The 26607-nt window shown below is 70.1% G+C and carries 22 protein-coding genes; 7 read left to right on the top strand and 15 right to left on the bottom strand.

What is annotated here, in order from left to right; genetic code table 11:
- Nucleotides 1–134: biotin carboxylase N-terminal domain-containing protein (locus ACWELJ_RS23740; protein WP_452368330.1), on the bottom strand; the 134-nt coding region annotated here is incomplete at its 3' end.
- 196 nt (nt 135–330) lie between these two features.
- Nucleotides 331–1230 carry a sulfurtransferase gene (locus ACWELJ_RS23735; RefSeq protein WP_452368329.1) on the bottom strand — a complete coding sequence of 300 codons (900 nt, stop codon included), beginning with the start codon at nt 1228–1230 and terminating at the stop codon, nt 331–333.
- 165 nt (nt 1231–1395) lie between these two features.
- Here ACWELJ_RS23735 and ACWELJ_RS23730 point away from each other — a divergent pair, with 165 nt between their 5' ends.
- Nucleotides 1396–2211: a helix-turn-helix transcriptional regulator gene (locus ACWELJ_RS23730; protein ID WP_452368327.1), complete on the top strand. Its 816-nt coding sequence runs from the start codon at nt 1396–1398 to the stop codon at nt 2209–2211.
- Here the strand turns inward: ACWELJ_RS23730 and ACWELJ_RS23725 are convergent.
- The 6 genes from ACWELJ_RS23725 to ACWELJ_RS23700 all read right to left on the bottom strand — a co-directional run bounded on the left by ACWELJ_RS23725 (nt 2137) and on the right by ACWELJ_RS23700 (nt 8411).
- Nucleotides 2137–2778: a Maf family protein gene (locus tag ACWELJ_RS23725; RefSeq protein ID WP_452368326.1), complete on the bottom strand. Its 642-nt coding sequence runs from the start codon at nt 2776–2778 to the stop codon at nt 2137–2139. The two genes, ACWELJ_RS23730 and ACWELJ_RS23725, sit on opposite strands and share 75 nt — an antisense overlap.
- A gap of 6 nt (nt 2779–2784) precedes the next feature.
- The gene (locus tag ACWELJ_RS23720; protein WP_452368328.1) at nt 2785–3099 is read right to left on the bottom strand and encodes an acyl-CoA carboxylase subunit epsilon; all 315 of its coding nucleotides are present in this window, start codon (nt 3097–3099) and stop codon (nt 2785–2787) included.
- Between the two features lie 145 nt (nt 3100–3244).
- The gene (locus ACWELJ_RS23715; RefSeq protein WP_452368325.1) at nt 3245–4882 is read right to left on the bottom strand and encodes an acyl-CoA carboxylase subunit beta; all 1638 of its coding nucleotides are present in this window, start codon (nt 4880–4882) and stop codon (nt 3245–3247) included.
- 252 nt (nt 4883–5134) lie between these two features.
- The gene (locus ACWELJ_RS23710) at nt 5135–6325 is read right to left on the bottom strand and encodes a YVTN family beta-propeller repeat protein (RefSeq protein WP_452368324.1); all 1191 of its coding nucleotides are present in this window, start codon (nt 6323–6325) and stop codon (nt 5135–5137) included.
- 192 nt (nt 6326–6517) lie between these two features.
- Nucleotides 6518–7858, bottom strand: coding sequence for an L-lysine 6-transaminase (gene lat, locus ACWELJ_RS23705; protein WP_452368323.1), 1341 nt, complete (start codon nt 7856–7858; stop codon nt 6518–6520).
- A 100-nt stretch (nt 7859–7958) separates the two neighbouring features.
- Nucleotides 7959–8411 carry an Lrp/AsnC family transcriptional regulator gene (locus ACWELJ_RS23700; protein ID WP_040855781.1) on the bottom strand — a complete coding sequence of 151 codons (453 nt, stop codon included), beginning with the start codon at nt 8409–8411 and terminating at the stop codon, nt 7959–7961.
- Nucleotides 8412–8470: 59 nt separating this feature from the next.
- Between ACWELJ_RS23700 and amaB the strand changes: the two genes are divergently transcribed.
- Nucleotides 8471–10000, top strand: a complete 1530-nt coding sequence (amaB, locus tag ACWELJ_RS23695; RefSeq protein WP_452368322.1) for an L-piperidine-6-carboxylate dehydrogenase — start codon at nt 8471–8473, stop codon at nt 9998–10000.
- On the opposite strand, the gene ACWELJ_RS23690 is transcribed toward amaB, so the two are convergent.
- Both ACWELJ_RS23690 and ACWELJ_RS23685 read right to left on the bottom strand, forming a co-directional pair.
- Nucleotides 10001–10846: an SDR family oxidoreductase gene (locus ACWELJ_RS23690; protein ID WP_452368321.1), complete on the bottom strand. Its 846-nt coding sequence runs from the start codon at nt 10844–10846 to the stop codon at nt 10001–10003.
- The gene (locus ACWELJ_RS23685) at nt 10843–11802 is read right to left on the bottom strand and encodes a patatin-like phospholipase family protein (RefSeq protein WP_452368320.1); all 960 of its coding nucleotides are present in this window, start codon (nt 11800–11802) and stop codon (nt 10843–10845) included. The genes ACWELJ_RS23690 and ACWELJ_RS23685 overlap by 4 nt, the downstream gene beginning before the upstream one ends.
- A gap of 89 nt (nt 11803–11891) precedes the next feature.
- Here ACWELJ_RS23685 and ACWELJ_RS23680 point away from each other — a divergent pair, with 89 nt between their 5' ends.
- Nucleotides 11892–12527 (top strand): TetR/AcrR family transcriptional regulator, encoded by a 636-nt coding sequence (locus ACWELJ_RS23680; protein ID WP_452368319.1) that lies wholly within the window; start codon nt 11892–11894, stop codon nt 12525–12527.
- Here the strand turns inward: ACWELJ_RS23680 and ACWELJ_RS23675 are convergent.
- Nucleotides 12475–13017, bottom strand: a complete 543-nt coding sequence (locus ACWELJ_RS23675) for a histidine phosphatase family protein (protein WP_452368318.1) — start codon at nt 13015–13017, stop codon at nt 12475–12477. The two genes, ACWELJ_RS23680 and ACWELJ_RS23675, sit on opposite strands and share 53 nt — an antisense overlap.
- A gap of 102 nt (nt 13018–13119) precedes the next feature.
- Here ACWELJ_RS23675 and ACWELJ_RS23670 point away from each other — a divergent pair, with 102 nt between their 5' ends.
- The 3 genes from ACWELJ_RS23670 to ACWELJ_RS23660 all read left to right on the top strand — a co-directional run bounded on the left by ACWELJ_RS23670 (nt 13120) and on the right by ACWELJ_RS23660 (nt 19943).
- Nucleotides 13120–18255 carry an ATP-dependent helicase gene (locus ACWELJ_RS23670; RefSeq protein ID WP_452368317.1) on the top strand — a complete coding sequence of 1712 codons (5136 nt, stop codon included), beginning with the start codon at nt 13120–13122 and terminating at the stop codon, nt 18253–18255.
- Nucleotides 18256–18429: 174 nt separating this feature from the next.
- Nucleotides 18430–19200, top strand: a complete 771-nt coding sequence (locus ACWELJ_RS23665) for a DNA-formamidopyrimidine glycosylase family protein (RefSeq protein ID WP_452368316.1) — start codon at nt 18430–18432, stop codon at nt 19198–19200.
- A 104-nt stretch (nt 19201–19304) separates the two neighbouring features.
- A complete protein-coding gene (locus tag ACWELJ_RS23660) occupies nt 19305–19943 on the top strand; it encodes an NADPH-dependent F420 reductase (RefSeq protein WP_452368315.1) in 639 nt (212 codons plus the stop codon).
- Between the two features lie 75 nt (nt 19944–20018).
- Here ACWELJ_RS23660 and glpD read toward each other — a convergent pair whose 3' ends face one another.
- The gene (glpD, locus tag ACWELJ_RS23655; protein ID WP_452368314.1) at nt 20019–21767 is read right to left on the bottom strand and encodes a glycerol-3-phosphate dehydrogenase; all 1749 of its coding nucleotides are present in this window, start codon (nt 21765–21767) and stop codon (nt 20019–20021) included.
- Nucleotides 21768–21860: 93 nt separating this feature from the next.
- On the opposite strand from glpD, the gene glpK reads away from it, so the two are divergent.
- Nucleotides 21861–23357 (top strand): glycerol kinase GlpK, encoded by a 1497-nt coding sequence (gene glpK, locus ACWELJ_RS23650; RefSeq protein ID WP_452368313.1) that lies wholly within the window; start codon nt 21861–21863, stop codon nt 23355–23357.
- On the opposite strand, the gene ACWELJ_RS23645 is transcribed toward glpK, so the two are convergent.
- The 3 genes from ACWELJ_RS23645 to ACWELJ_RS23635 all read right to left on the bottom strand — a co-directional run.
- Complete coding sequence (locus ACWELJ_RS23645; RefSeq protein ID WP_452368312.1) at nt 23342–24523, bottom strand: aminotransferase-like domain-containing protein; 1182 nt, start codon at nt 24521–24523, stop codon at nt 23342–23344. The two genes, glpK and ACWELJ_RS23645, sit on opposite strands and share 16 nt — an antisense overlap.
- Before the next feature lie 146 nt (nt 24524–24669).
- On the bottom strand, nt 24670–25809 hold the full coding sequence (locus ACWELJ_RS23640; protein WP_452368311.1) for a hypothetical protein: 1140 nt from the start codon (nt 25807–25809) through the stop codon (nt 24670–24672).
- A gap of 102 nt (nt 25810–25911) precedes the next feature.
- On the bottom strand, nt 25912–26607 hold a 696-nt coding region (locus tag ACWELJ_RS23635; protein WP_452368310.1), incomplete at its 5' end, for a hypothetical protein.

The following is a 26607-nucleotide window of genomic DNA, read 5'->3' as shown; positions in this document are numbered from 1 at the left end:
TCGGCGTCCGGTTCGGCATACACGGCCACACTGGCGATACCGGCGTCCTTGGCGGCCCGGATCACGCGCACGGCGATCTCGCCTCGGTTGGCTACGAGGACCTTTGTGATCTGCGCGTTGGCATGGTTGGGCACTGAGCCTCCTGTGCTCTGGATACTTTCGTCTGTCGGCAGTGTAGGCATCGTGCCAACAATGACCGAACCCGGCTAGGGCTACCAATGGGTAGGCCCAGAGAGTGGGCATGCGACTCTCGAGGCCTAATTTTTAGAACCTGTTCTACCAGACTCCCGGGAAGCCTCCACCGGTAATCCCCCGAAGGGGGTTCGGGCGTTACGAGCTTGCCACGACCGAGGGCGCCGCGCCGGGTTCCGCACCGATCACGATAGGAGCCCCCACGGCATTGGCCCACTCGGTCCAGGAGCCGTCGTAGTTGCGCACCCCGTCCACGCCCAGCAGGTAGGTCAGGACGTACCAGGTCAGCGCCGACCGCTCCCCCACCCGCGAGTAGACCAGCGGCGCGACACCGGCCATCACCGCGCCGTAGATGACATCGAGTTCGGCCCGGGGCCGGAAGCGGGCATCCGCGCCCACCGACGAGGTCCACGGGATGTTGACCGCGGTCGGGATGTGGCCCGCGCGCAACGCCTGCTCCTCGGGACGGTCCAGCACCACCAGCTCGCCGGTGTACTCCTCGAACGCGCGCGCGTCGATCAGCGGCCCGCCCAGATGCGCGACCACGTCCTGCCGGAAGGCGCGCGCGGACTTGTCGTCCCGATCGGCCACCGGGTACTCACCCCGCCCGGCCCCGGGCACCTCGAAGGTGGTGTCGCGGGCCTCGGAGATCCAGGCGTCGCGGCCACCATCCAGCAGGCGCACGTCCTCGTGGCCGAAGAGGGAGAACACCCACAGGGTGGCGGCCGCGGTGCCATTGGATTTATCCCCGTAGATGACCACGGTGTCGCCGCGTTCGATGCCCTTGGCCCGCATAAGGTTGGCGAAGGTCGCGCCGTCGACGACATCGCGCGTCCGCGGATCGATCAGCTCGGTACGCCAGTCGATCTTGATGGCACCCGGGACATGGCCGATGTCGTATAGCAATATGTCTTCGTTGGACTCGATGATCTTGAGTCCCGGCGTGCCGATGTTTGCCGACAGCCACTCTGTGGTTACTAGTCGGTGAGGATGTGCGTAGGAGCCGAATGAGTGATGCGGATCCGGAGCGACAGGCACGTTGTGGTCCTTCACACGTGGTGGGTTAGGTATTGGCGGTTCGATTCTCTGCACCGATCGTAGGCATGTGGCGGTTACGAAACTCGTTTCAGATCACGAATCGGATGATTGGGCGAATTAAGCGCACCTTCATCCGATAAAGTCTCTCGAGAGGAGGGGTGAGCTATGTCCGATTCTTGGCCGCGACGGCGACTGCTTGCGATCCTACGTGGCGCCAGCGAGCCTCTCGATGCCCAGGAACTGGCGCGCGTCACCGGCCAGCATGTGACAACGGTGCGTTTCCATTTGGATGTGCTGACCCGGGAATCGCTGGTCCGTCAATTCCAGCAGCCGCCGCGCGGCCGCGGCCGTCCGCGCATCGGCTATACCGCTGTACAGCGATCGGTGGGTTATCAGGAATTGGCGCAAGTGCTCGCCGATCAGCTCGGCAGCGACCCGCGCCGCCGCTCCGAGGCCGCCATCACCGCCGGCCGGGCCTGGGGCTCGAAACTCGAAGCCGCCGACCAGCCCATCGAATCGCTCGAGGACGCCAAGGACCTGACCGTCACCCTGATGTCGGAACTCGGCTTCGCCCCCGAACGCGACCAGGCCGGCGAGACCGACGAATCCGCCCTGATCCGCATGACCGCGTGCCCGCTGCGCGAACTCGCCCGCACCCACTCCGAGGTGGTGTGCGGCGTGCACCTGGGCCTGATGCGTGAAGCCCTGGACCGCAATGGCGGCCGGGAGAGCGTGAATGTGCGCCTGCACCCGTTCGTGGAGCCCGAATTGTGCGTGGCGCGACTGGAATTGCTGCAGGGCCGCCCCGGCGAGGACGGGCGCGAGGGTCAGGCCGAGACCGACGAGCCCCGATTAGCCACCGGCGAGCCCAGATTGGCGCCCTCGGCCGGGCGGATCGCGCCGCAACTACGCGCGGCCACCGACCCACAGCCGCGCAATGCCGACACCCACCTCGGCAAGCAGTCGACGAACCAGTGGTAGTCCGATACCGATGACGCTCGACGGGTCACCGTCGATCCTGTCCACGAACCAGCCGCCGAGGCCGTCGAGCGTGAAGGAACCGGCCACCTGCAGCGGCTCCCCCGTCGCGATGTACGCGTCGAGTTCCTCCGGCTCGGGTTTGGCGAAATGCACCGTGGTGGAACTGCAGTCGGCGGCCTCGCCGACGATCTCTCCGGCATTCAGCCGCAGCACACAGTGACCGGTCAGCAGATCAGCGCTGCGTCCGGCCATCTCGGCCCAGCGCGCGCGGGCGACCTCGGGAGTCAGGGGCTTGCCCTGGAGTGCGCCGTCGACGAGCAGCATCGAATCGCAGCCCACGACAACGGAATCGGTGAAGGCGGGATCACCCGCCAGCTGCCCGGCCACCTCCAGCGCCTTGGCGCGCGCCAGCTCGATCACCACTCGATCGGGCGGGGTGTCCGGGGGCAGGGCCGCGGCCACGGCGTCCTCGTCCACATGGGACACGCGGACGACCGGTTCGACGCCCGCGTTGCGCAGGACGCCGAGCCGGGCCGGAGATTGTGACGCCAGTACGAAGACGGTCACAAGCCGTCAGTCGCGCAGGTGCGAGAGCGCCGGGAAAGCGTAGGGAGAGAACGGAGAACTGCCGCGGTGCAGCAGGGTCGGGCGACCCCACATGTCCGCCGGGCCGCGGTCGGCCGGGGCGGCGGCCGCACTCGCCGACGCCGCGGCGAACACGCTGACCAGGGCGGCGAGCTCGAGGTCGGTCGGGTTGCCCTTCAGCACCTGGATGACCGGGCCGGTGCTCGCCGGTTCGATCTCCGCGACGGCGGTGTCGATGGCTTCGGCGAGCTCATCGGCGGCCAGGTCCAGTTCGGCGGCGCGCAGTACCTCTTCATCGGCCATGGTCGTCACAGCGCCAGTCCTCCTGTCTTCGCCGCGGGGGTGGTGCGGCTTTCCTTCATCTTTGCCCGGATGAGGCGATCGTGCGCGGTACGAGTCCCACTGTCCTATTCGACAGTGTGCGCCTCACACCGCGCATATCGCATTTTCAGAGCGGAATGTTGCCGTGCTTCTTCGGCGGCAGGGACACCATCTTGCGCTCCAGCAGCCGCAGCGCCGACACGATCTGGCCGCGGGTGTGCGACGGCGGGATGACCGCGTCGACGTAGCCGCGCTCGGCCGCCACGTACGGGTTCACGAGGGTGTCCTCGTACTCGTTCTGCAGCTCGAGGCGCAGGGCGTCGACGTCGTTGCCCTCGGCGGCGGCGGTCTGCAGCTGCTTGCGGTAGACGAAACCGACCGCGCCGGACGCACCCATGACCGCGATCTGAGCGGTCGGCCACGCCAGGTTCACATCGGCGCCCATGTGCTTGGAACCCATGACGTCGTAGGCGCCGCCGTAGGCCTTGCGGGTGATGATTGTGATCTTGCCCACAGTGGCCTCACCGTAGGCGTAGAGCAGCTTGGCGCCGCGCCGGATGATGCCGTTGTACTCCTGGCCGGTGCCCGGCAGGAAGCCCGGCACGTCGACCAGGGTGATGATCGGGATGTTGAAGGCGTCGCAGGTGCGCACGAAGCGCGCGGCCTTCTCCGAGGCGTCGATGTCCAGGCAGCCCGCGAACTGCGAGGGCTGGTTGGCCACGAAGCCGACGCTGCGGCCGTCGATGCGGGCGAAGCCGACGATGACGTTCATCGCGCGCTCGGCCTGGACCTCGAGGAACTCCTCGTCGTCCACCAGGCGCTTGATGACCTCGTGCATGTCGTAGGGCTGGTTCGGCGAGTCCGGGACGATGGTGTCCAGCTCGAGGTCGGCCTCGGTGAGGTTCTCCTCGATGGCGCCCGCGGCGGCGGTCGCCGGGAAGCGGGGGGCCTCGGCGCGGTTGTTGCTGGGCAGGTAGCCGAGCAGGTCGCGCACGTAGTCCAGGGCGTCCTGCTCGCCGGAGGCGACGTAGTGCGCGACGCCGGACTTGACCATGTGGGTGTGGGCGCCGCCCAGCTCCTCCATGGTGACTTCCTCGCCGGTGACGGTCTTGATCACGTCGGGGCCGGTGACGAACATCTGCGAGGTCTGGTCGACCATGACGACGAAGTCGGTCAGGGCGGGCGAGTAGACGTGGCCACCCGCGGCCGGGCCCATGATCAGCGAGATCTGCGGGATGACGCCCGAGGCCTGGATGTTGCGGTGGAAGATCTCACCGTAGAGGCCCAGGGAGACGACGCCCTCCTGGATGCGCGCGCCGGCGCCCTCGTTGATGCCGATGAGCGGACGACCGGTCCGCAGGGCCAGGTCCATCACCTTGACGATCTTCTCGCCGTAGACCTCGCCGAGGGAGCCACCGAAGACGGTGACGTCCTGGGAGAAGATGCAGACGTCGCGGCCGTCGATGGTGCCGTAGCCGGTCACCACGCCGTCGCCCAGCGGACGCTGGTTCTCCAGGCCGAAGTTCACGCTGCGGTGCCGGGCCAGCGCGTCGAGTTCGACGAAGGAGCCCTCGTCCAGCAGGGCGAGGATGCGCTCGCGCGCGGTCATCTTGCCCTTGGCATGAACCTTGTCGACCGCCGCCTCACCCATCGGGTGCTTGGCCTCTTCCAGCCGATTGCGCAGGTCAGCCAGCTTGCCGGCGGTGGTGTGGATATCGGGGGCACCCGCCGAACCCGGCGAAGGCTGATGCTGGACACTCGTCATGCCCCGGAGTGTAACCAGTACCAGACCCGCTCCGTAATCCAGTCGGGGCTACTCGCGAGTACGGCTATTGACTACCCGCCAGTAAAAACCCGCAGGTAGAGCAGTGAATCCGGCCTCTCCACCGGGCAAACCCGAACAATGTTCAATAGTGGATCTCGCCAGTCATCCCGGCAAGCTTTTGGCGGGGTCCACACTTCGGTTCACCGCGCCGCTCCTCGGTTCGGGCGGGTCGCCTCCGGAACCGGCGACGGCTCAACGCATCACACCGGTGTGGCCGGTCGAGTACCGGCCCGGCTGCGGCCAGATGGTGAGCCCGTGCGCCCCGCGCCCGACCGGAATCCGGGCCAGCAGCTTCCAGTCGACGATGTCGATGGCGTACACCTCGCCGTGGTTGCGGCCCGAGACCCAGAACACCCGGCCGTCCGCGGACAGGTTGCCCATATCCGGGCTGCCGCCGCCCGGGATGCGCCAGGTGTCGGCCAGCCGCCCGGTCGCGAAGTCCCAGACCGAGATGCTGCCCTCGCCGCGGTTGGTGATGAGCATCCGCTTCGAGTCGCGGGTGACGTAGAGGCCGTGGGTGCCGCGGCCGGTCTCGACGAACCCGGTGTTGGCGAGGGTCTGGGCGTCGAAGACGTGGATGCCGCCCGCCATCATGTCGGCCACGAAGAAGGTGCGGCCGTCGGGCGAGAGCTTCACGTCCTGCGGCATGCCGGAGGCGCCCCCGGGCAGGTCGATCATGCGCCGCAGGCTCAGCCCCTCGATGTCGACCACGGCCATGCGGCCGCCGAATTCACAGCTGACCAGGGCCGTGCGGCCGTCGGCGGTGAAGTCCAGGTGATTGACGCCGTGGCATTCGGGCACCGCGATGTCGTGCAGTTTCCGCCAGCTGTGCGGGTCGTAGAAGTCCAGGGAGCGGTCGGCCTCGGCGACCACCAGGGCGTATTTGCCGTCCGGGGTGAAGTACATGTTGTACGGGTCGCGGACCGGGATCGGGTCGCCGGGCTTGCCGGTGCGGGGATCGATGGGCAGCAGGCTGCCGCCGCCGATGGGCAGGTCGTTGTTGGCGTAGAGGGTCTGCAGGTCGTAGGAGGGCACGACGTGCTGGGGTTCGCTGCCGCCGGAGGGGAAGCTGTCGATCACCTCGAAGGTGGCCGGGTCGATGACGGTGATGGTGTGCGACTCGCTGTTGGGGACGTAGACGCGGGTGGGCTGACCGGCGACGGCGGGGCTCAGCTCCCGGGTGGCGGCGTAGACGTCGGTGGGCGAGAGCGGCGGCGGCATGCCGGGCAGTAATCGCGGTGCCTCGACGGCGGCGGGAACCGCGCCGGGCGGGGTGGACGACGGTGTGGCGGTCGGCGATGCGGGGCCGGTGTCACCGTTCGAGCAACCGGCCAGCATCACCAGCGAGAGAATCAGACCCAGACGTGCACCCCGCGCGCTCACAGGGTGCACCGTGCCATGCCGACATGGCGGTGAGCTGACATGTCATTGCGGTGAGCTGACATGTCGTCGAATACTAGGCGGCGACACGGATGTTCACGGCGAGAACACGGGGAGTCGTCACGCCGGCGGGCCGGGCAAAAGCCATCATTCAGCAAATGCGGGCGAGCCGGAGTGGACGATCCGGCTTGCGGCTCAACCCAATACGCGGGCGAGAGCGTCCACGGCCTCGTCGAGTTCGGCTTCGGTGACGGTGAGCGGCGGCCGGAACCGGATGCCGCGTTCGCCGGTGCCGAGGATCAGGACGTGTTCCTGCTCGCGCAGGCGGTTCACCACGTCATTGCGGAGCGCGGCGGATTCGAGGGTGATCGCGCACATCAGGCCGCGGCCGCGCGGATCGGTGACTTCCGCATGGGTGGTGGACAATTCGATCAGGCGGTCGAGCAGGTAGGGGCCGAGGTCGCGGGCGCGGACCACCAGGTTCTCGTGCTCGATCACCTCGAAGACGCGGCGGGCGCGGACCATGTCGGCGAGGTTGCCGCCCCAGGTGGAGTTGAGGCGGGAGCTGACCCGGAAGACGTTGTTGGGCACCTCGTCGACGCGGCCGCCGGCCATGATGCCGCAGACCTGGGTCTTCTTGCCGAAGGCGACGATGTCGGGTTCCAGTCCGAGTTGCTGGTAGGCCCACACGGTGCCGGTCATGCCGACGCCGGTCTGCACCTCGTCGACGATGAACAGCGCGTCGTGCTCGTGGCACAGCTGCTGGACCGCGCGCAGGAACTGCGGCCGCAGATGCCGGTCACCGCCCTCACCCTGGATCGGTTCGGCGATGAAACACGCTATGTCGTGCGGGCTTTCGCGGAAGGCGCGGCGGGCCTGGGCGAGGGCGTGGCGTTCGGCGGCCTCGATGTCGGGGTGGTCGGGGCCCAGGTACGGGGTGTCGATGCGCGGCCAGTCGAACTTGGGGAAGCGCGCGGTCTTCACCGGGTCGGTGTTGGTCAGCGACAGCGTGTATCCGGTGCGGCCGTGGAAGGCCCCGGTCAGGTGCAGCACCTTGGTGCCGAGTTCGGCTGGGCGGCCGTGGCTTTCGTTGTGCCGGGACTTCCAGTCGAAGGCGGCCTTGAGGGCGTTCTCGACGGCGAGGGCGCCGCCGTCGATGAAGAACAGGTGCGGCAGTCGCGGATCGCCGAGCACGCGCACGAAAGTGTCTATGAAGCGCGCCATTTCGACGGTGTAGATGTCGGAGTTGCTGGGCTTGTTGAGCGCGGCGGTGGTGAGGCCGGACAGAAAGCGCTTGTCGCCGAGCAGGGCCGGATGGTTCATGCCCAGCGTGTTGGACGCGAAGAAGCCGAACATGTCCAGGTAGGAGGTGCCGTCGCGGGCGTCGACCAGCCGGCGGCCGTGGGATTCGCTGAGGTCCAGTACCAGGTCGAAGCCGTCGGCGAGGATGCTCGCCGACAGGATCTCATGCACCCGGGCGGGGGTGACAAGGGTGGTTTCGGCGGCCGCCCCGAGCCGATCGAGTCCGAGGGTCACGCCCTCAGGGTAAATGAATATTTACGGCAATGCCCGTAAGTTCCGGAACAATTACGTCTGTGACCGTGTCGTCACCCGAATGTCTGCGGCCTGACCGGGACTACTTGTCATAGAATGTTTGCAGAATGATGGTGCTTCGCGTCCTGACATTGGCCGTAGCGCGGATCTCCTGCAGCAGCTGCTCCAGGTGTCTGGGCGAGGCCACCCGCACCATGAGCATGTAGCTCTCGTCGCCGGCCACCGAATGACACGCCTCGATGCCCGGAATGTGCTGCAGCAGTGCGGGTGCGTCATCGGGTTGCGACGGGTCGAGAGGAGTGATCGCGACGAAAGCCGACAGCATCTGGCCCAGCGCTTCGGGATCGACGTTCGCCGTGTAGCCGCGAATCACGCCCCGCGCCTCGAGCCGCCGCACCCGCGACTGCACCGCGGACACCGAAAGGTTCGCCTTCTCCGCCAGATTGGACAGGGTGGCGCGACCATCGGCAATCAGCTCACGGATCAGCAGTCGATCGATGTCGTCGAGTACAAGTTTCGCCGGTGTATCCGCCATCAGCGAAGGCTAACCCAGCGAAACGAACTCGGTTGCCGGAACCCAACCTGGAGCATGTAATGACTCACGCACTGACCGATACCGCGACCCGTGAGCTACGCCGGCGGACGGAGACGCTGCTGCGACGGCTGGGCGTCGACACGCCCGAGCCGGGTGAGCTCTCGGCCCGCACCCCGATCACCGGTGGTGAGCTGATCACCCTGCGCGCGAGCGACTCCGCCGCGGTGGACGCCGCCATCGGCCGGGCGCACGCGGCCTTCCGGGACTGGCGGACGGTGCCGGCGCCGCGGCGCGCGGCGGTGGTGCGGCGGCTGGCGGCGCTGCTCACCGAATACCAGGACGACCTGGGCGAACTGGTCACCCTGGAGGCGGGCAAGATCGGCGCGGAGGCGCGCGGCGAGGTCCAGGAGATGATCGATGTCTGCGAGTTCGCCATCGGGCTGTCGCGCCAGCTGTACGGGCGGACCATGCCGTCGGAGCGGCAGGGGCACCGGCTGATGGAGACCTGGCATCCGCTCGGGGTGGCCGGGGTGATCTCGGCGTTCAACTTCCCGGTCGCGGTGTGGGCGTGGAACACCGCCATCGCGCTGGTGTGCGGGGACACGGTGGTGTGGAAGCCGTCGGAGGCGACGCCGCTGACCGCGTTGGCCTGTCACGCGCTGCTGCGCCGGGCGGCGGTCGACGTGGGCGCGGATCCCGAAGTGCACCAGTTGATTCAGGGCCCGGCGGCGGTCGGCGAGCGGCTGGTGGACGATCCGCGGGTGGCGCTGGTGAGCGCGACCGGGTCGGTGCGGATGGGGCAGCTGGTGGCGCCGCGGGTGGCGGCCCGGTTCGGGCGCTGCCTGCTGGAGCTGGGCGGCAACAACGCCGCCATCGTCGCGCCCTCGGCGGATCTGGAGCTGGCCACCCGGGGCATCGTGTTCGCGGCCGCGGGCACGGCCGGACAGCGCTGCACGACGCTGCGCCGGTTGATCGTGCACGCCGAAGCGGCCGAGCCGCTGCTGGACCGGATTTCGGCGGCGTATCGGCAACTGCGCGTGGGTAATCCGCTCGAGGAGGGCGTTCTCGTCGGGCCGCTCATCAACGAGCGCGCCTACGACGGCATGTGCGCGGCGCTGGATCGGGCACTGGCCGACGGTGGCGAACTGCTGTGCGGTGGTGAGCGTTTCGAGGGGCCGGACGAGAACGCCTTCTACGTCCGCCCGGCCCTGGTGCGCATGCCCGCGCAGACCACGGTGGTGCGGGAGGAGACCTTCGCGCCGATCCTCTACGCCATGACCTACCACGATCTGGACACGGCCATCGAGCTGCACAACGCGGTGCCGCAGGGTCTGTCGTCGTCGATCTTCACCCGCGATCAGCGGGAGGCGGAGCGGTTCCTGGCCGCCGACGGCTCGGATTGCGGGATCGCCAATGTCAATATCGGCACCTCGGGGGCCGAGATCGGCGGCGCCTTCGGTGGCGAGAAGCAGACGGGTGGTGGCCGCGAATCCGGCTCGGACTCGTGGAAGGCGTACATGCGCCGGGCCACCAACACCGTCAACTATTCCACCGAACTGCCGCTGGCACAGGGCATCCGGTTCGAGTAGCTAGTCCTCGGCGTTGATCGCGCGGACCTGCTCCTCGTAGCGCGCGCGGACCTGCGCGTCGGCGGGGTGCAGGACCCGGTCGCCGTGGAAGAGCCTGCGGACCAGCCGCACCGCGGGCTCGGGCGCGGCGGCCAGGGCGACGTCGATGGGGCCCAGGTAGTTCGGGACGGCGACCTCGGCGCGACGGCTGCGGACCGTGCCGGCGATGGCCGCGGCCACGTCCTCCGGGTCGACGGTGGGCATGCCGCCGCCGAGCGCGAGGCCCGAGGACAGGCGGGTGCGCACGGCCGAGGGCAGGACGCAGCTGACGCTGACACCGTGCGGCGCGAACTCCAAACGCGTTGCGGCGGAGAGTCCCACGGCCGCGAACTTGCTGGCGTTGTAGACGGCCAGACCCGCGATCGGGATCTTGCCCGCCAGCGAGGCCACGTTCACCACGTGGCCGTGGCCGCGCTCGATCATGCCGGGGACGACGGCGCGCATGCCGTGGATGAGTCCCCAGACATTGACGTCGATGGTGGTGTGCCCCACCGCGTCCGCCTCGTCGAGAAAGGCCCCGGCGGGCATCACGCCCGCGTTGTTGACCAGGATGTCGATGCGGCCGAAGTCGGCGACGACCCGGTCCCACTGCGCCCGATCCCGCACGTCGAGCTCGAACGCTCGGGCGTCCAGCGCGGCCGCGGCGGCCCGCGCGGCGGCGGTGTCCACATCGGCGATGGCGACTTGCGCGCCCTTGCTCGCGAACAGTTCGGCCGTGCACTGGCCGATGCCGCGGCCCGCGCCGGTGATCAGGACTCGCGCACCGGCGAGATCGATGGCCGGGTAACCGTTTCCGAGGATGCTCACGCGAAAACTCCCTGCTCGACCCGGCTGCGGATGCTGCCGAGGCTGTGTTCGAAGGTGGGAAGACGGCGGCGGCCGTCCATGAAGTTCGGGCCCATCACCGCGAGGTCATCGGCGGTGGCGTCGATGCGCAGCACCCTGACCCCGCTCGCGCGCAGCAGCGCGATCTCGGCATCGAGCTTCTCGCTCATGCGGTTTCGCAGTTGCCGCTCGAACAGGTGGCCCGCGCTGGTGACGGGCAGGCGGCCGGTGGAGGCCATCGGCGCGATCACCACGACCTCGTCCAGCCCGGCCGGGATGAGCAGGTCGGCCGAGGCGGTGGAGGCCGCGCCGCCGTCGACGAACTCGCGGCCCGAGATCGGGACCGCCGGGAACCAGCCCGGAATGGCCCACGAGGCCCGCAGGGCCGCACCGAGATTCGCGTCCGGCGCGGACGGCGAGCCGAAGGCGACGCGCTCCCCGCTCGCATTGTCCATGGCGACCAGCCAGGTCGCCGGGTGCTGGACCCAGTCGCGGCCGGGGTTGAGGCGCTCGGCGAGGGATTGCAGCCAGGCCGGGTCGCCGCCGCCCAGCGGCAGCAATCCGCTGCCCGCGGTGAGCAGGGCGTGCCCGTTTCCGGGGCGGGCCAGCAGTTCCCGGACCGCGCGGCCGGGCGCGCCCAGGCGCGGGCGCGGCAGCGGCGGGAATCGCCCCGGCTCCGAACGCATGTGGGCGGTGAGGATCGGGTTGGTCGAGGTGCCGCGCTGCATGGCGACCAGCTCGTTCACGCCGATCCCGCTGCCCAGCATGGTGAGCGCTTCCGCACCGGCGGAAGTGCCGATCATGACGTCGGCGGTGCGCGGGTCCCAGCCGAGCACGTCCTCGACCGCCGCCAGCGCGGCCACGATCCAGGCCATGCCGACGGTGCCGCCGCAGCCGATGGCCAGGCCACGTCGCTGTGACCCGTTCCTATTACTCATGGTTTCACACACTATCGCCTCCACCTCCCTGCGGCTAGTATCCACATACCGACGGTATCCCAAATCCAGGAGAACCTAGAATCGCACCCATGGCACGACTGACCAGGACCGAGAGCCAGGCTCGCACCCGCGCGGATCTGCTCGCGACCGCGCGCGAGATGTTCCTGACAGACGGCTACGCCAAGACCAGCCTGGAGCGGGTGGCCGAGGAGGCCGGGTACTCCAAGGGCGCGGTCTACTCCAACTTCCGCACCAAGTCGGCGCTCTGTCTCGAGGTGCTGGCCCTCATTCACGAGACCAAGTTCGGGGAGGTCAGCGAACTGCTCGCGGGTGAGGAGACGCTCGAGACCCGGCTCGACCGCTTCCAGGACTGGGCCGAACGCACCCTCGGCGATGTCGGCTGGACCATGCTGGAATTCGAGTTCGCCATCGTGGCCCGCGACGACCCGGCGCTGCAGGCCGCCCTGGTGTCGAGCCTGAGCCTGGTGCGCGGCACGGTCGCGGCGCAATTGCAGGCGCTGGCCGAATCCACCGGCCTGGTCCTGCCGCTGCCGGCCGAGGACGCCGCCACCGCGGTGCTGAGTCTGGGCCTGGGACTGGGCATTCAGCGCGCCATCGATCCGAGCCTGTCCGCCGGGCTGATCACCGACGCGGTGCGCGCCATGCTGCTGGCTAGCGGAAGTGCAACGTCCATTCGCCGCGATAGTGCAGCCGGGTCACGCTGACCGGCGGAACATCGATGCGCCAGAACGAATTCGCGGGCGCGTCCAGGGTGACCAGCAGGGCGGCGCGGATCACCGCCGGATGGGTGATGGCGATGGTCGGCTCACCGTCGAGGGCGATATCGGCGAGCCACTCCCCCGTGCGCTCGATGACGTCCACGACCGCCTCGCCGCCGTGGCCGCGAAAGTTCGGATCGGTGAGCCAGAGGTAGAGGTCCTCCTTGGGGACCGACATGAGTTCGCCGCCGCGCCACGCCCCCGCGTCGAGGTCGCGTAATCGGTCGTCCTCGTCGCCCATCAGGCCCATGAGGGTGGCGGTCTCGACGGTGCGGCGCTCGGGCGCGGTGACGACACGCGCGGCGTGCAGCCGCCCACACGAGGACACCGCGCGGCGGCCGGCCTCGGTGAGCGGTTCGTCGACGGGGAATCGCGCCCTGCGCATGGCCTCGGTCATACCGTGACTGACCAGGTCCAGCCGGAGCACCTTCTGCACGGTCCGAAGCCTACGCGCGGCGCCGGGGGCGTATCACGTTTGCCCGCGCGCCGAAGGTCCGGGGAAGCGGGGAGTGTCGGTGGCCGGGTGCAGACTGGGACGATGGATCGGTTCTCGCCCGCGACTCGTGAGTGGTTCGACGGCGCCTTCCCCGCGCCGACGGCCGCCCAGCTGGGGGCCTGGGAATCCATCGCGGCGGGTCAGCACACGCTGGTGATCGCGCCCACCGGGTCGGGTAAGACGCTGTCGGCGTTCCTGTGGGCCATCGACCGGCTGGCCACCCGGGAACCCGAGCCGGGGCCGCGCAAGACCTCGGTCCTCTACATCTCGCCGCTGAAAGCGCTGGCGGTGGACGTGGAGCGGAATCTGCGCGCGCCGCTGGTGGGGATCACGCAGACGGCGAAACGGCTGGGGGAGGCCGCGCCCGAGATCCGGGTGGGGGTGCGGTCCGGTGACACCAGCGCGGCGGATCGGCGGGGCATGCGGCGCACGCCGCCGGACATTCTGATCACCACCCCGGAATCGCTGTTCCTCATGCTCACTTCGGCGGCGCGGGAGACGCTGAGCGGGGTGCACACGATCATCGTGGACGAGGTGCACGCCATCGCGGGCTCCAAACGCGGTGCGCACCTGGCGCTTTCGCTGGCGCGGCTGGATCTGTTGCGGTCGGAGCAGCTGGAACGGCCGGCGCAGCGGATCGGCCTGTCCGCGACGGTGCGGCCGCCGGAGGAGGTGGGGCGGTTCCTGGTCGGGAGCGCGCCCATCACCATCGTCGCGCCGCCCGCGCCCAAGACCTTCGACCTGTCGGTGCGGGTGCCGGTGCCGGATATGACCGAACCCGATGCGGGAGCCGAGGATTCGGATCAGCCCGGCTCGATCTGGCCGCACGTGGACGAGGCGATCGTGGATCTGGTGCTCGAGCATCGGTCCTCGATCGTGTTCGCGAATTCGCGGCGGCTCTCCGAACGGCTCACCGCGCGTTTGAACGAGGCGTACGCGGCGCGGATCGGGGAATCCGTCGGCACCGAGCACGGGCCGCCCGCGCAGCTGGGGGCCTCCACCGAGGTGATCCACGGCGCCACGACGCTGCTGGCGCGCGCCCATCACGGGTCGGTGAGCAAGGAGCAGCGGGCGCTCATCGAGGACGACCTCAAGAGCGGGCGGCTGCGGTGCGTGGTCGCCACCAGCAGCCTCGAACTCGGCATCGACATGGGCGCGGTGGAGCTGGTGGTGCAGGTGGAGGCACCGCCGTCGGTGGCCTCCGGTCTGCAGCGGGTGGGCCGCGCCGGGCATCAGGTGGGCGAGATCTCGCGGGGCGTCATCTTTCCCAAGCACCGCACCGATGTCATCCATTGCGCGGTGGCGTCGCAGCGCATGGTGGCCGGGCAGATCGAGCAGCTCCAGATCCCGGCGCATCCGCTCGACATCCTGGCGCAGCAGACGGTCGCGGCCTGCGCGCTGGAACCCATCGACGCCGACGCCTGGTTCGACACCGTCCGCGGCACCGGAAGCTATGCGGCGCTGCCTCGTTCGGCCTACGAATCGGTGCTGGACCTGCTGGCGGGCCGCTACCCCTCCGACGAGTTCGCCGAGCTGCGGCCCCGCATCGTGTGGGACCGCGACGCCGGAACGCTCAGCGGCCGTCCGGGCGCGCAGCGGCTCGCGGTGACCTCCGGTGGCGCGATCCCGGATCGCGGCCTGTTCCCGGTGTTCATGGTCGGCGAAAAAGCCTCCCGGGTCGGCGAACTCGACGAGGAGATGGTCTACGAGTCGCGGGTCGGCGACGTCTTCGCGCTCGGCGCGACGAGTTGGCGGATCGAGGAGATCACCTTCGACCGCGTCCTGGTGACACCCGCGTTCGGCCAACCCGGGCGACTCCCCTTCTGGCACGGCGACTCCCTGGGCCGGCCCGCCGAACTGGGCGCGGCACTGGGCGAATTCGTGCGGCAGGCCGGACAGGCGGTCGAACAACACCGCGCGCCCGCCCGAACCTCGGCCGGCATGCGGGCCGCGGCCGCGGGAAAGACCAACGCTCGCAAGGCCACCGGCGCGCCGGCCGCAGGGCGTGAACCCGTCGAGTTGGCCGAGGCGCTGACCGAATTCGCCGCGGGGCACGACCCCGAGGCGACCGCGGCGGACTCCGCGAAAACCGGCGGCTCGCGAGCACGCGCCTCGAAAGCCGGTGGAGCGGGGCGCAAGGCGGCACCGGAGACCGAGCTGGAGCGGGTCTCGCGGGTGGCGGGGCTGGATGCGAACGCGACCGGGAATCTGGTGTCGCTGCTGGCCGAGCAGCGGGAGGCGACCGGGCAGTTGCCGACGGACAAGACGCTGGTCGTGGAGCGCTTCCGTGATGAGCTGGGCGACTGGCGGGTGGTGTTGCACTCGCCCTACGGGCTGCCGGTGCACGCGCCGTGGGCGCTGGCGGTGGGGGCGCGGTTGCGGGAGCGGTTCGGGGTGGACGCCGCGCCCACGCCGTCGGATGACGGGATCGTGGTGCGGCTGCCGGACACCACCGATGATCCGCCGGGCGCGGAGCTGTTCGTCTTCGAGACCGACGAGATCGACGATCTGGTCACCGAACAGGTCGGCGGCTCCGCCCTGTTCGCGTCCCGCTTCCGGGAGTGCGCGGCCCGGGCGCTGCTGCTGCCGCGCCGCGATCCCGGCAAGCGCGCGCCGCTGTGGCAGCAGCGGCAGCGGGCCGCGCAGCTGCTGGATGTGGCCCGCAAGTTCCCCGATTTCCCGATCTTGCTGGAGACGGTCCGCGAGTGCCTGCAGGACGTGTACGACCTGCCGTCGCTGCGGGATCTGCTGGGCCGGGTGGCGCGGCGGCAGATCCGGCTGGTGGAGGTGGAGACCGCGGCCCCGTCGCCGTTCGCCAACTCCCTGCTGTTCGACTACATCGGGCAGTTCATGTACGAGGGCGACAGCCCGCTCGCCGAACGCCGCGCGGCCGCGTTGTCGCTGGACTCCAGTCTGCTCGCGGAGCTGCTCGGCCGGGTCGAACTGCGCGAGCTGCTCGATGCCGCCGTGCTCGACCAGACCGAGCGGGAGTTGCAGCGGCTCACCCCCGAACGCCACGCCCGGGATAGGGAAGGACTCGCCGACCTGCTGCGGCTGCTCGGGCCGTTGACCGCCGCCGAGGCTACCGAGCGGTGCGTGGACGATCCCGGGGAGTGGTTCGCCGAGCTCGTGAAATCGCGGCGGGCGCTGGAGGTTTCCTTCGCCGGGTCGCGGTGGTGGGTCGCCATCGAGGACGCTTCCCGGCTGCGTGACGCGCTGGGCGTCCCGCTGCCCATCGGCGTCCCCGCCGCCTTCATCGAACCTGTCGCCGACCCGCTGGGCGACCTGATCGGCCGCTACGCCCGCACCCACGGGCCCTTCACCCTGACCCAGGCCGCCCACCGTTTCGGTCTCGGCCCCGCAGTGGCGGCGACCGCCCTGCACCGGCTCGCTCTCGAGAAGCGGGTGGTGGAAGGCGAATTCACCCCCGGCGCGGCGGGCACCGAATGGTGCGACAGCGAAGTCCTGCGCCGCCTCCGCCGCCGCTCGCTGGCCGCCGCCCGCAAGGAGGTCGAGCCGGTCGCCACCGCGGCCCTCGGCCGCTTCCTCCCGTCCTGGCAGCATGTCGGCACCGGCGAGCTGCGCGGCGTGGACGGCGTGGCGGCCGTGGTGGAACAGCTTGCGGGCGTACCGATCCCGGCCTCGGCCTGGGAGTCCCTCATCCTCCCGCTCCGGGTCCGCGACTACTCCCCCGCCATGCTCGACGAACTCATGGCCACCGGCGAGGTCATCTGGTCCGGCCACGGCGCCATCACCGCCAAGGACGGCTGGATCGCCCTGCATCCCGCCGAACAGGCGGCCCTGACCCTCCCCCCACCCGACGACATCGACCTGACCGAACGGCATATCAGCCTGCTGACGGCCTTGGGCGCCACGGTGATCGGCGGCACCCTGCCCCCATCCGGTGGCGCGTCCGGCCGTACCGGCGCGCGCGGTGCGGCGAGCTCCGACGACGCCAACCCGAACTACGTTTCCGCTGGTCCGGATTCGGCCGCTAGCGATCGGGCCACCGACGCAGGCGTGGACGACACCGCCCATCGCCACAGCGACGAATCGGCTTCCGGCGGCGGCCCGGAACCGGCCGGCGTCTCGTTGCCGAGGGGCGAATACCACGTTGTGCCGGGTAGTACCGGGGGCGCGTACTTCTTCCGGCAATTGCTGGACAGCGTCAGCTCCGCGGGGTCCGCCGGTGGCGTCGGCCTCCGGGGCGCGAGCGACCGTGGCTCGATCCGTTCCGGCGGCGCTGTGGGTCTCGGTAGTGGTGTGGATTCGGCGAGCGGCGCCGAGGAGGCCGCGGTGACGGCGGCGCTGTGGGATCTGGTGTGGGCCGGCCACATCGGCGGCGATACCTTCGCTCCCGTGCGCGCCCTGCTGGCGGGGACCGCTCGCACCACCACCGCGCACCGGACTCCCCGGCGCGCGCCGCGCGGCCGGATGTACCTGCCGCGTAGCGGGATGCCCGCGCGCACCTCCTCCCCACAGGTGGCCGGGCGCTGGTCGTTGCTGCCGGAGCGGGTGGCCGACAATACGGTTCGCGCGCATGCCACCGCGGATGTGCTGCTGGAGCGCTACGGCGTGCTGACCCGGGGTTCGGTGCAGAGCGAGGGAGTGCCGGGCGGGTTCGCGCTCATGTATCGGGTGCTGACCGAGTTCGAGGACCGGGGGCGCTGCCGGCGCGGCTACTTCGTGGATTCGCTGGGCGGCGCGCAGTTCTCGACCACCGACGTGGTGGATCGGCTGCGTTCCTTCGACACCGAGCGGAGCCGCTCGGCGGGAGACGACTTCTCGCACGAGCCGGTGGGTAAGGCCGTGGTCCTGGCCTCCTGCGATCCGGCCAATCCCTATGGCGCGGCGCTACCCTGGCCCAAGGCCGCGGCCGAGGGTGCGGGACATCGGCCGGGCCGCAAGGCGGGCGCCCTCGTGGTGCTGGTGGAAGGCGAGCTGGCGCTGTATCTGGAGCGCGGCGGCAAGACCCTGCTGACCTTTACCGAGGATCCGGCGGTGCGGACGGTCGCGGCCGCCGCGCTGGCGGGGCTGGTTCATGACCGCCGGGTCGATTCGCTGGTCATCGACCGGGTGAACGGCGAATCGGTGCACGGCAACACGTTCGCCGACTTCCTCGCCGAGGCCGGTTTCGCCGCCACCCCGAAGGGCTTCCGGCTCCGGAGTCGACCATGAGTCGCGCGTGGGCCACAGTCCCGCGGGCCGGGGCGCGACGCCGGAGCGCAGCCCGCCAACCACGATCGGGCACCCGGTGCGGAGCCTTCGTCGCCGCCGCAACCCTGGCTTCGCGCCCGGCGGCGCCCGCCTCGAACGGTCGAGCGCAGTCCTCGGCCCGCGCCGGAGTCGGCCGTGCCTGAGGGCGATGCGGTCTTCCTCACCGCCGCGCGCCTCCGAAAGGCGCTCGGCGGCAAGGTGTTGACGCGCAGTGACTTCCGGGTGCCGCGCTACGCGACGCTGGATCTGCGCGGGCAGGAGGTCGAGGGTGTCGGTACCTACGGCAAGCATTTGTTCGTGCGGACGCCGGAGCTGAGTGTTCATACGCATCTGAAGATGGAGGGCGAGTGGCGGGTGTTCGCGCCCGGGCAGCGGTGGAATCGGCCGGGGTTCACTGCGCGGCTGGTGCTGGGGACCGCGGACGCGGAGGCTGTCGGGTTCTCGCTGGGACTGGTGGAGGTGCTGCGGCGGGGCGCGGAGCACACCGTCACCGACCATCTCGGGCCGGATCTGCTCGGGCCGGACTGGGATGCCGCCGAGGCGGTGCGCCGGTTGCTGCGGGAGCCGGCGACGCCGATCGGGCTGGCGCTGCTGGATCAGACCAATCTGGCCGGGATCGGCAATATCTACCGGAGTGAGATCTGCTTCCTACGGCGCGTGCACCCCGTGACGCCGGTGGGCGAGGTCGAGGATCTGCCCGGGCTGGTGGACGAGGCGCATCGGGTGTTGCTGAAGGCGGCGCACGAACCGCCGTGGCGGGCTTTGGCTTACGGACGGCAGCGGCGGCCGTGCCGGCGCTGCGGCACCAACCTGGTCGTGCACCTGCTCGGTGACGAGGCGCACGCGGATCGGGCCGAGCGGGGCGTCTATTTCTGTCCCCGCTGCCAGCTCCCTCCGGACCGCTGACCGGCGCGCCCCGGGGAGGCGGGCCGGTGCGCACTGTGACGAGCCGGTTTCAATGGCCTCGAAAGGTGTTCCCGGGCTGGGTTTCCGGGCCTAGGGTGGGCGGCATGAAAATCGGAATCCTGGGCACCGGGGCGGTCGGGCGCACCCTGTCGGCGCGGTTGGCAGAGCTGGGACACGATGTGGTGATCGGCACCCGCGATGTGGCGGCCACCGAGGCGCGGTCGGAGGATCCGTTCCCGGCTCCGCTGGCGACCGCGGCCGAGGCGGCGGCGGGCGCGGAGTTGATCATCAACGCGACCGCCGGGCAGGCGAGCGTGGTCGCGCTGGACGGTGCGGGGGCCTCGAATCTGACCGGCAAGGTGGTGATCGACGTGTCGAACCCCCTGGACTTCTCGCAGGGATTCCCGCCGTTCCTCGCGGTGTGCAATACCGATTCGATCGGCGAGCGGGTGCAGCGCGCGTTCCCCGAGGCGCGGGTGGTGAAGACGCTCAATACGGTGACCGCCGAGGTGATGGTGCGTCCGGAGCGGGTGGCGGGCGGCGACCACACCATGTTCCTGTCCGGTGACGACGCCGCCGCCAAGGCCGTCGTCACCGATCTGCTGCGCGAGTTCGGCTGGGACGACATCGTCGACCTGGGCGATATCACCACCGCCCGCGGCACCGAGATGATGCTGCCGTTGTGGGTGCGGCTGATGGGCGCGCTGGGCACCACGGAGTTCAACTACAAGCTGGTCCGCTGAACCTTCGCGCGGGCGTGCCGAACGCCGAACCGGCGCCGCGGAATCCATCCCCGGCGCCGGTTCGCGGGTGCGGTCTCAGACCGATTCGGGCTGGTTGATCGGCACCGGGTCGAGCACTTCCCGCCGCGCCTCGGGCGCCTCCGAGCGCAAGGCGTCGGCGGAGGCGTCGTCGGGCTGGGTCTGGGATTCGATCTCGGCCCGCACCCGCGCCCGGTAGACCTCCACCTCGCGTTCGATGTCGGCCTCGGACCAGCCCAGGACCGGGGCCACCAGCCGCGCCACCTCGTCGGCGGAATCGACGCCGCGGTGGGCGTATTCGATGGAGATGCGGGTGCGCCGGGCCAGGATGTCGTCCAGGTGCAGGGCCGCTTCGGCGGCGGCCGCGTAGACGGCTTCCACCTTCAGGTATCCGGGCGAGTCGGTGATCGGTTGCAGCAGATCGGGTTTCCCGGCGGCCAGCCCGAGCACTTCGTCGATGAGGGAGCCGTACCGGTTGAGCAGGTGCTGGATCCGGTACGGGTGCACACCGTACTTCTCGGCCAGGTGCGGGGTCTGGTTCATCAGCGCGTGGTAGCCGTCGGCGCCGAGCAGCGGCACCTTCTCGGTGATGGTGGGCGGCACCCGGAGCGGAATGTCCTGTGCCGCTTCGTCGACCGCGTCGTAGGCCATATTGCGGTAGGTGGTGTACTTGCCGCCCGCGATGGCGACCAGGCCGGGCGCGATGCGGGCGACGGCATGTTCGCGGGAGAGTTTGGAGGTCTGGTCGCTCTCGCCGGCGAGCAGCGGCCGCAGGCCCGCGTAGACGCCGGTGATGTCGGCGTGGGTGAGCGGCGTGACCAGCACCTTGTTGATGTGCCCGAGCAGGTAGTCGATATCGGATTTGGTGGCGGCGGGGTGCGCGAGGTCGAGGTTCCAGTCGGTGTCGGTGGTGCCTATGATCCAGTGGTCCGTGCTCCAGGCGATGACGAAGAGCACGGACTTCTCGGTGCGCAGGATGATGGAGGTGTCGCTGGCGATGCGGTCGCGCGGCACCACGATGTGCACGCCCTTGGACGCGCGCACGTGGAATCGCCCGCGCTGCTTCGCGAGTGCCTGGAGTTCGTCGGTCCAGACGCCGGTGGCGTTGATGACGACGCTGCCGTGCACCTCGGTGGTGCGCCCGTCCTCGCTGTCACGCACCTTGACGCCGACGACCCGGTCCGCCTCCTTGAGGAATCCGACCACCTGGGTGGAGGTGCGGATGACAGCGCCGTAGTGGGCGGCGGTGCGGGCCACGGTCATGGTGTGGCGGGCGTCGTCGACGACGGTGTCGTAGTAGTTGACACCGCCGGTGAGGGCGTCGCGCTTCAGGCCGGGGGCCTGGCGCAGCGCCGCGGACCGGGTCAGATGATGCTGTCCGGGAACGGATTTCGCGCCGCCCATGGTGTCGTAGAGGACCAGACCCGCGGTGACGTAGGGCCGTTCCCAGCCGAGGTGGGTGAGCGGGTAGAGGAATTTGAGCGGCTTGACCAGGTGCGGCGCGAGGGTGGACAGCGCGAGTTCCCGTTCCTTCAGCGCCTCCTGAACCAACCCGAATTCCATCATCTCCAGGTAGCGCAGGCCGCCGTGGAACATCTTCGAGGACCGGCTGGAGGTGCCCGAGGCCAGGTCGCGGGCCTCGACCAGGGCGACCTCGAGTCCCCGGGTGGCCGCGTCCAGGGCGATGCCCGCGCCGACCACGCCGCCGCCGATCACGATGACGTCGAAAGTGTCCTTGCCGAGCTGTCCCCAGGCAGCTTCGCGCTGCTCGGGGCCGAGGAACTGCGATCGCGGTTGATTCGTCATACGGAGACTCCTCCGGGCTATTTTTCGGCTACCCAGCGCTACCGTAGCCCACACTAGCCCGGCGGCCGGGCTGTCGTCGGTTAGCCTCGATCAATGCGTCGCTATGTGGCCGCCATCGATCAAGGCACGACGTCGAGTCGTTGCATCCTCTTCGATCAGCAGGGCCGAATCGCCGGAGTCGCCCAGCGCGAACACGAGCAGATCTTCCCGAAACCCGGATGGGTCGAGCACGATGCCGAATCCATCTGGCGCAATACCGAATCCGTGATCGCCGAGGCGCTGCGGGCCTGCGGAATCGGGGCGTCGGACGTGGCGGCCGCCGGGGTCACCAATCAGCGCGAGACCACCGTGGTGTGGGAACGCGCCACCGGCAAGCCGATCCACCACGCCATCGTCTGGCAGGACACCCGCACCGCCGAGCTGACCACCCTGCTGGCCGGCGACCAGGGCCCCAACCGGTACGCCGACCGCACCGGGCTGCCGCTGTCCACCTACTTCGCCGGTCCCAAGCTGCGCTGGATCCTGGACACCGTGCCGGGCGCGCGGGCGCGCGCCGAGTCCGGGGAGCTGTGCTTCGGCACCATGGACAGCTGGATCCTGTGGAACCTGACCGGCGAGCACATCACCGACGTCACCAATGCCTCGCGCACCATGCTGATGGATCTGCGCACGCTGCAATGGGATCCGCGGATCTGCGCCGAGTTCGACATCCCGATGGCCATGCTGCCCGCGATCCGCAGCAGCTCCGAGGTGTACGCCCCCATCACCTCCGGCGCGCTGGCGGGTGTCCCGGTGGCCGGCATTCTCGGCGACCAGCAGGCCGCCACCTTCGGCCAGGCCTGCCTGTCCCCCGGCGACACCAAGAACACCTACGGCACCGGCAATTTCATGCTGATGAATACCGGCACCACCCCGGTGTTCAGTGAGCACGGCCTGCTCACCACGGTCTGCTATCAGCTGGGCGACCAGCCCGCGGTGTACGCGCTGGAGGGCTCCATCGCGGTCACCGGTTCGCTGGTGCAGTGGCTGCGCGACAATCTCGGCATCATCTCCTCGGCCGAGGAGATCGAGCCGCTGGCCCGTACCGTCGCCGACAATGGCGGCGCGTACGTGGTGCCCGCCTTCTCCGGCCTGTTCGCCCCGCGCTGGCGGCCGGACGCGCGCGGCGTGGTGGCGGGCCTGACCCGCTTCGTGAACAAGGGCCATCTCGCGCGAGCGGTATTGGAGGCCACGGCTTTCCAGACCCGCGAGGTCATCGACGCCATGCGCGCCGACGCCGACGCGCAGCGCCTCGACGTCGAGAAGGTGACCTTGAAGGTGGACGGCGGCATGGTCGCCAACGAACTGCTCATGCAGTTCCAGTCCGACATCCTGGACGCCACGGTGGTGCGCCCGGTGGTCACCGAGACCACGGCGCTGGGCGCGGCCTACGCGGCGGGTCTGGCCGTCGGCTACTGGTCCTCCACCGACGACATCCGGGCCAACTGGGCCGAGGACAAGCGCTGGACCCCGAACATGCCGGCCGCCGACCGCGACCACCGGCTACGCGAGTGGAACAAGGCGGTGGAACGCACCTACGACTGGGCGTGAGCCGCCGCCAGCCGATCGACCGCCTGCTCGAGGGTGGCTTCCCCGGAGGTGGTGAAGCACAGGCGCATCGAGCGGGTGTAGTCGGTGGAGACGGCGAAGGCGTTGCCCGGCACGTAGGCGACGCCCGCGTCCAGGGCGCGCGGCAGCAGGGCGGTGGTGTCGGTGCCGTCGGTGAAGTCGACCCACACGAACATGCCGCCGGAGGCGTCGGTGCTGACCACACGGTCCCCGAATCGGGCCCGCACCGCGCCGACCAGCGCCTTGGCCCGGGCGCCGTACACCTGGCGCACCGAATCCACGTGGGCGGCAAGCCAATCGGTGTCGGCGAGCAGGTCGGCGGCGATCTGCTGGGTGAGCGCCGAACCGCACAGGTCCGCGCCCTGCTTGAGCAGTTCCACCGCGCGGCAGACCTGGGTGGGCGCGATCATCCAGCCCGCGCGCAGGGTGGGGGCCAGGATCTTGGACGCGCTGGACAGGCGGATCACATTGGGCGAGTAGGTCGCGACCGGCGCGGGTGAGGGCCGATCGAACCAGAGTTCGCCGTACGGGTCGTCCTCGATGATCCAGAAGCCGTACCGCTCGGCCAGCTCCGCCAGCTCACGGCGGCGCTCCGGGACCAGGGTGACCCCGCCCGGGTTGTGGAAGTTGCTGACCGTGTGCACCACCGCGGGCCGCTCACCGGCGTCCAGGAGCTCACGCAGGGCGTCGACGCGCATGCCCTCGGCATCCAAGGGAACAGCCTCGATGCGAGCCCCGGCGGCCCGGAAGACCTGCAGCGCACCGACATACGCGGGATCCTCGACCACCACCAGCGCGCCCGGATCCAGCAGCACCTCCGACAGCAGCGACAGCGCCTGCTGCGAGCCGTGGGTCACGAAGATCTCCTCGACCGGCACCGGGCGGCCCAGCCGGGCGGACTCGCGGACGGCCAGCACCTCGCGCAGCGGACCCCAGCCGGGCGACTCGGTGTACTGCAGCCGGGCCCGGTCGGACAGGGCGGCGTCGGCGGCCGTGGCGATCCGGTCGCGGGGCATGAGTTCGGCGTCGGGCAATCCTCCGGCCAAGCTGATGATGTCCGCGCGCGAGGTGAGTTTGAGCAGGTCACGGATCGCCGAACTCTGCAGGCCGTCGAGCCGCCGCGCGAGGGGCGGGAAGGTCGCGGACATGAACCACCTCCGAGGGAACGCCGGGGTATGCGAAAACCCACCATGTCACACGGCGACCAGAATATGAAATCACCGTCCCGAATATTGGGAATCCGGGTCCAGTTTCCAGGGCCTGGACCGACACGGTCCCGACCCGCTCGAGCGGGCTACTCGATCGACTGGATCAGATGCTTACCGTCGACCACCGTGGTTCTGATGTGCTCCACGTACACCTCGGTGGTGCCGTCCACCCGGTGCTCGGTGATGTCCACGTCATAGGCCTCCGGGCCGGTCTCGACGATCTTCAGGCAATAGGTGGTGCCGGGCTTGAGCTGATCGATGCCCTTGGCCTGCATCACCTCGGCGGGCGCCACGGTGGTCGCGCCGGGCACCACGAAGGAGTGCGCCTTCACACCGCTGCGGTCCACGTAGAAGGCGTACTGGAAACCGAGGATCGCGTCCACGCCACTGCCGGTGCCGCCGACGCCGTTGCCGATGGTGAGCTTGCCGTCCCGCTTGGCCGGGCAGCTCAGCGCCGCCACCGAGGGCGAGGGCTTGCCGGTGGTGACCCCGGCCGTCGGCGCGGTGTCGGCGCCGCCCCGGGACAGCGCGAAGATGACGCCGCCGGCCACCGCGAGCACCGTCACCGCCGCGCCGGCGATCAGCCCGATCTTGCGCCACGAACGCCGCGGCTCGGGTTCCGGCTTACGCTGCGGCGCAGTGGTTTTCGGCGCCAGCGCCTTGGCGATCGGATCGTCGGCCCAGGACAGCGACTCCGGCTGCCCCGCGGCCGATTCCGACGGCGGCGCGGGCGGGAAGCCGCTGGGCGCGGACCGCCACCAGGAGTCGGCGGATCCGTCGGTGTCGGCCGGGGCCGAATTCCGTTCCGCGGCCGCCGAATCGGCGTCAGAGATCCTGGTCGTCCGCTCCACGTCCACCGCCGCCGATCGCGGCCCGCCAGACGGGATCTTGACGGTCTCTTCGACATCGGGGGTACCGGGAGCCTGCGCCACCGGGTTCACGGCCGGATACTGGCCCGTGGACGGTCCGGTCGCGGCCGGATACTGCCCGGTGGCGGGCTGCCACGCATCGGGTGCGCGGAACTGCGGCGCGCCCGCGGGACGCCAGGCCAGATCGGGGCTCTGCGGTCCCGGGGCCGGGCTCCAGCCCGGCCCGTCGGCGACCGGGGCCGGGCCGAAATCGTTGAGGGACGGCCCGAAATCATTGAGCGAGGGCCCGAACTCGGACTCCGGCGCTCCCCCCTGAGATGCCTGACGGTCCGCGGATTCGTCTTTGCCCGAAACCATCACCCGTCCTTTCGCCACAGACGCGTGGGGCGGTCGCTACCGACCGCCCCACGCGACGACACTGCTCCTACCGGCACCGTTTTCCGGTGTCGAACGGTCCGGTCAGTACTGGACCGAACCACCCGTCTGCGCGGTCACGCCACCGATGTCGATGGACTGCGACGGCCGCTCGCCTTCGGGGAGCCTACCAATCTGGGCCGCGGCCTCGAGCACCGTGGCGCCGCCCGGAAGCAGGCGAATGAAGTTCTCGGCATTGGCCTTGGCGGCGTTGGCCGCGGCCGTGTCCAGCACGAACTCGACCTTCTGATCGTTGTCCGGGCCGCTGCCCGCGAACGCCGTCACCTTGATCTGGTTGACCGTGGTGAAGTCCAGCGACATGCCGGCCTCGCCCAGCCCGCCCGGCGTGGTGTAGCCGATGGTGCCGACGTAGCCGTCCAGGTTGCTGAAGTGGTGGGTGTTGGCGGCCCAGCCCGGCAGCACCGCGCCGCCGTCGAGGTTGACGCCGAGCTCGGAGTGCGGACCGGCCATGGCGACCACCGGGGCGGCCGGGGCCGCGTCCACCGCGGGCGACTGCCACTGCGGCTTCGCCTGCGGGGTGACCGTCTGCGGGCCGGTCATGGTGTCGGCGTCCGGGTTCTGCGCCGGGGTGGTGACCGCCGGGTCCGCGGTGCGGTCGTTCGGCTTGACCGGCTGGGTGCCCGGCTGCGCCGGCACCGTGGTGCCCGGCTGCGTCGTGGGCGGGGTGGCCGCGTCCTGCTGCGGGGTGACGACCGCGGGCTGGGCCGGGGTCGACTGACC

This window comes from Nocardia sp. NPDC004582, assembly GCF_053602115.1.
This window is presented reverse-complemented; position numbering and strand designations above follow the sequence as displayed.

What these genes read in the sequence shown, in the direction of transcription:
- ACWELJ_RS23715 (WP_452368325.1), bottom strand. Translation starts at nt 4,882, where the DNA reads ATGACGAGTGTCCAGCATCAGCCTTCGCCGGGTTCGGCGGGTGCCCCC.
- amaB (WP_452368322.1), top strand. Translation starts at nt 8,471, where the DNA reads ATGACTCACGCACTGACCGATACCGCGACCCGTGAGCTACGCCGGCGG.
- ACWELJ_RS23730 (WP_452368327.1), top strand. Translation starts at nt 1,396, where the DNA reads ATGTCCGATTCTTGGCCGCGACGGCGACTGCTTGCGATCCTACGTGGC.
- glpK (WP_452368313.1), top strand. Translation starts at nt 21,861, where the DNA reads ATGCGTCGCTATGTGGCCGCCATCGATCAAGGCACGACGTCGAGTCGT.
- ACWELJ_RS23680 (WP_452368319.1), top strand. Translation starts at nt 11,892, where the DNA reads ATGGCACGACTGACCAGGACCGAGAGCCAGGCTCGCACCCGCGCGGAT.
- ACWELJ_RS23720 (WP_452368328.1), bottom strand. Translation starts at nt 3,099, where the DNA reads ATGGCCGATGAAGAGGTACTGCGCGCCGCCGAACTGGACCTGGCCGCC.
- ACWELJ_RS23670 (WP_452368317.1), top strand. Translation starts at nt 13,120, where the DNA reads ATGGATCGGTTCTCGCCCGCGACTCGTGAGTGGTTCGACGGCGCCTTC.
- ACWELJ_RS23685 (WP_452368320.1), bottom strand. Translation starts at nt 11,802, where the DNA reads ATGAGTAATAGGAACGGGTCACAGCGACGTGGCCTGGCCATCGGCTGC.
- ACWELJ_RS23640 (WP_452368311.1), bottom strand. Translation starts at nt 25,809, where the DNA reads ATGGTTTCGGGCAAAGACGAATCCGCGGACCGTCAGGCATCTCAGGGG.
- glpD (WP_452368314.1), bottom strand. Translation starts at nt 21,767, where the DNA reads ATGACGAATCAACCGCGATCGCAGTTCCTCGGCCCCGAGCAGCGCGAA.
- ACWELJ_RS23700 (WP_040855781.1), bottom strand. Translation starts at nt 8,411, where the DNA reads ATGGCGGATACACCGGCGAAACTTGTACTCGACGACATCGATCGACTG.
- ACWELJ_RS23660 (WP_452368315.1), top strand. Translation starts at nt 19,305, where the DNA reads ATGAAAATCGGAATCCTGGGCACCGGGGCGGTCGGGCGCACCCTGTCG.
- ACWELJ_RS23645 (WP_452368312.1), bottom strand. Translation starts at nt 24,523, where the DNA reads ATGTCCGCGACCTTCCCGCCCCTCGCGCGGCGGCTCGACGGCCTGCAG.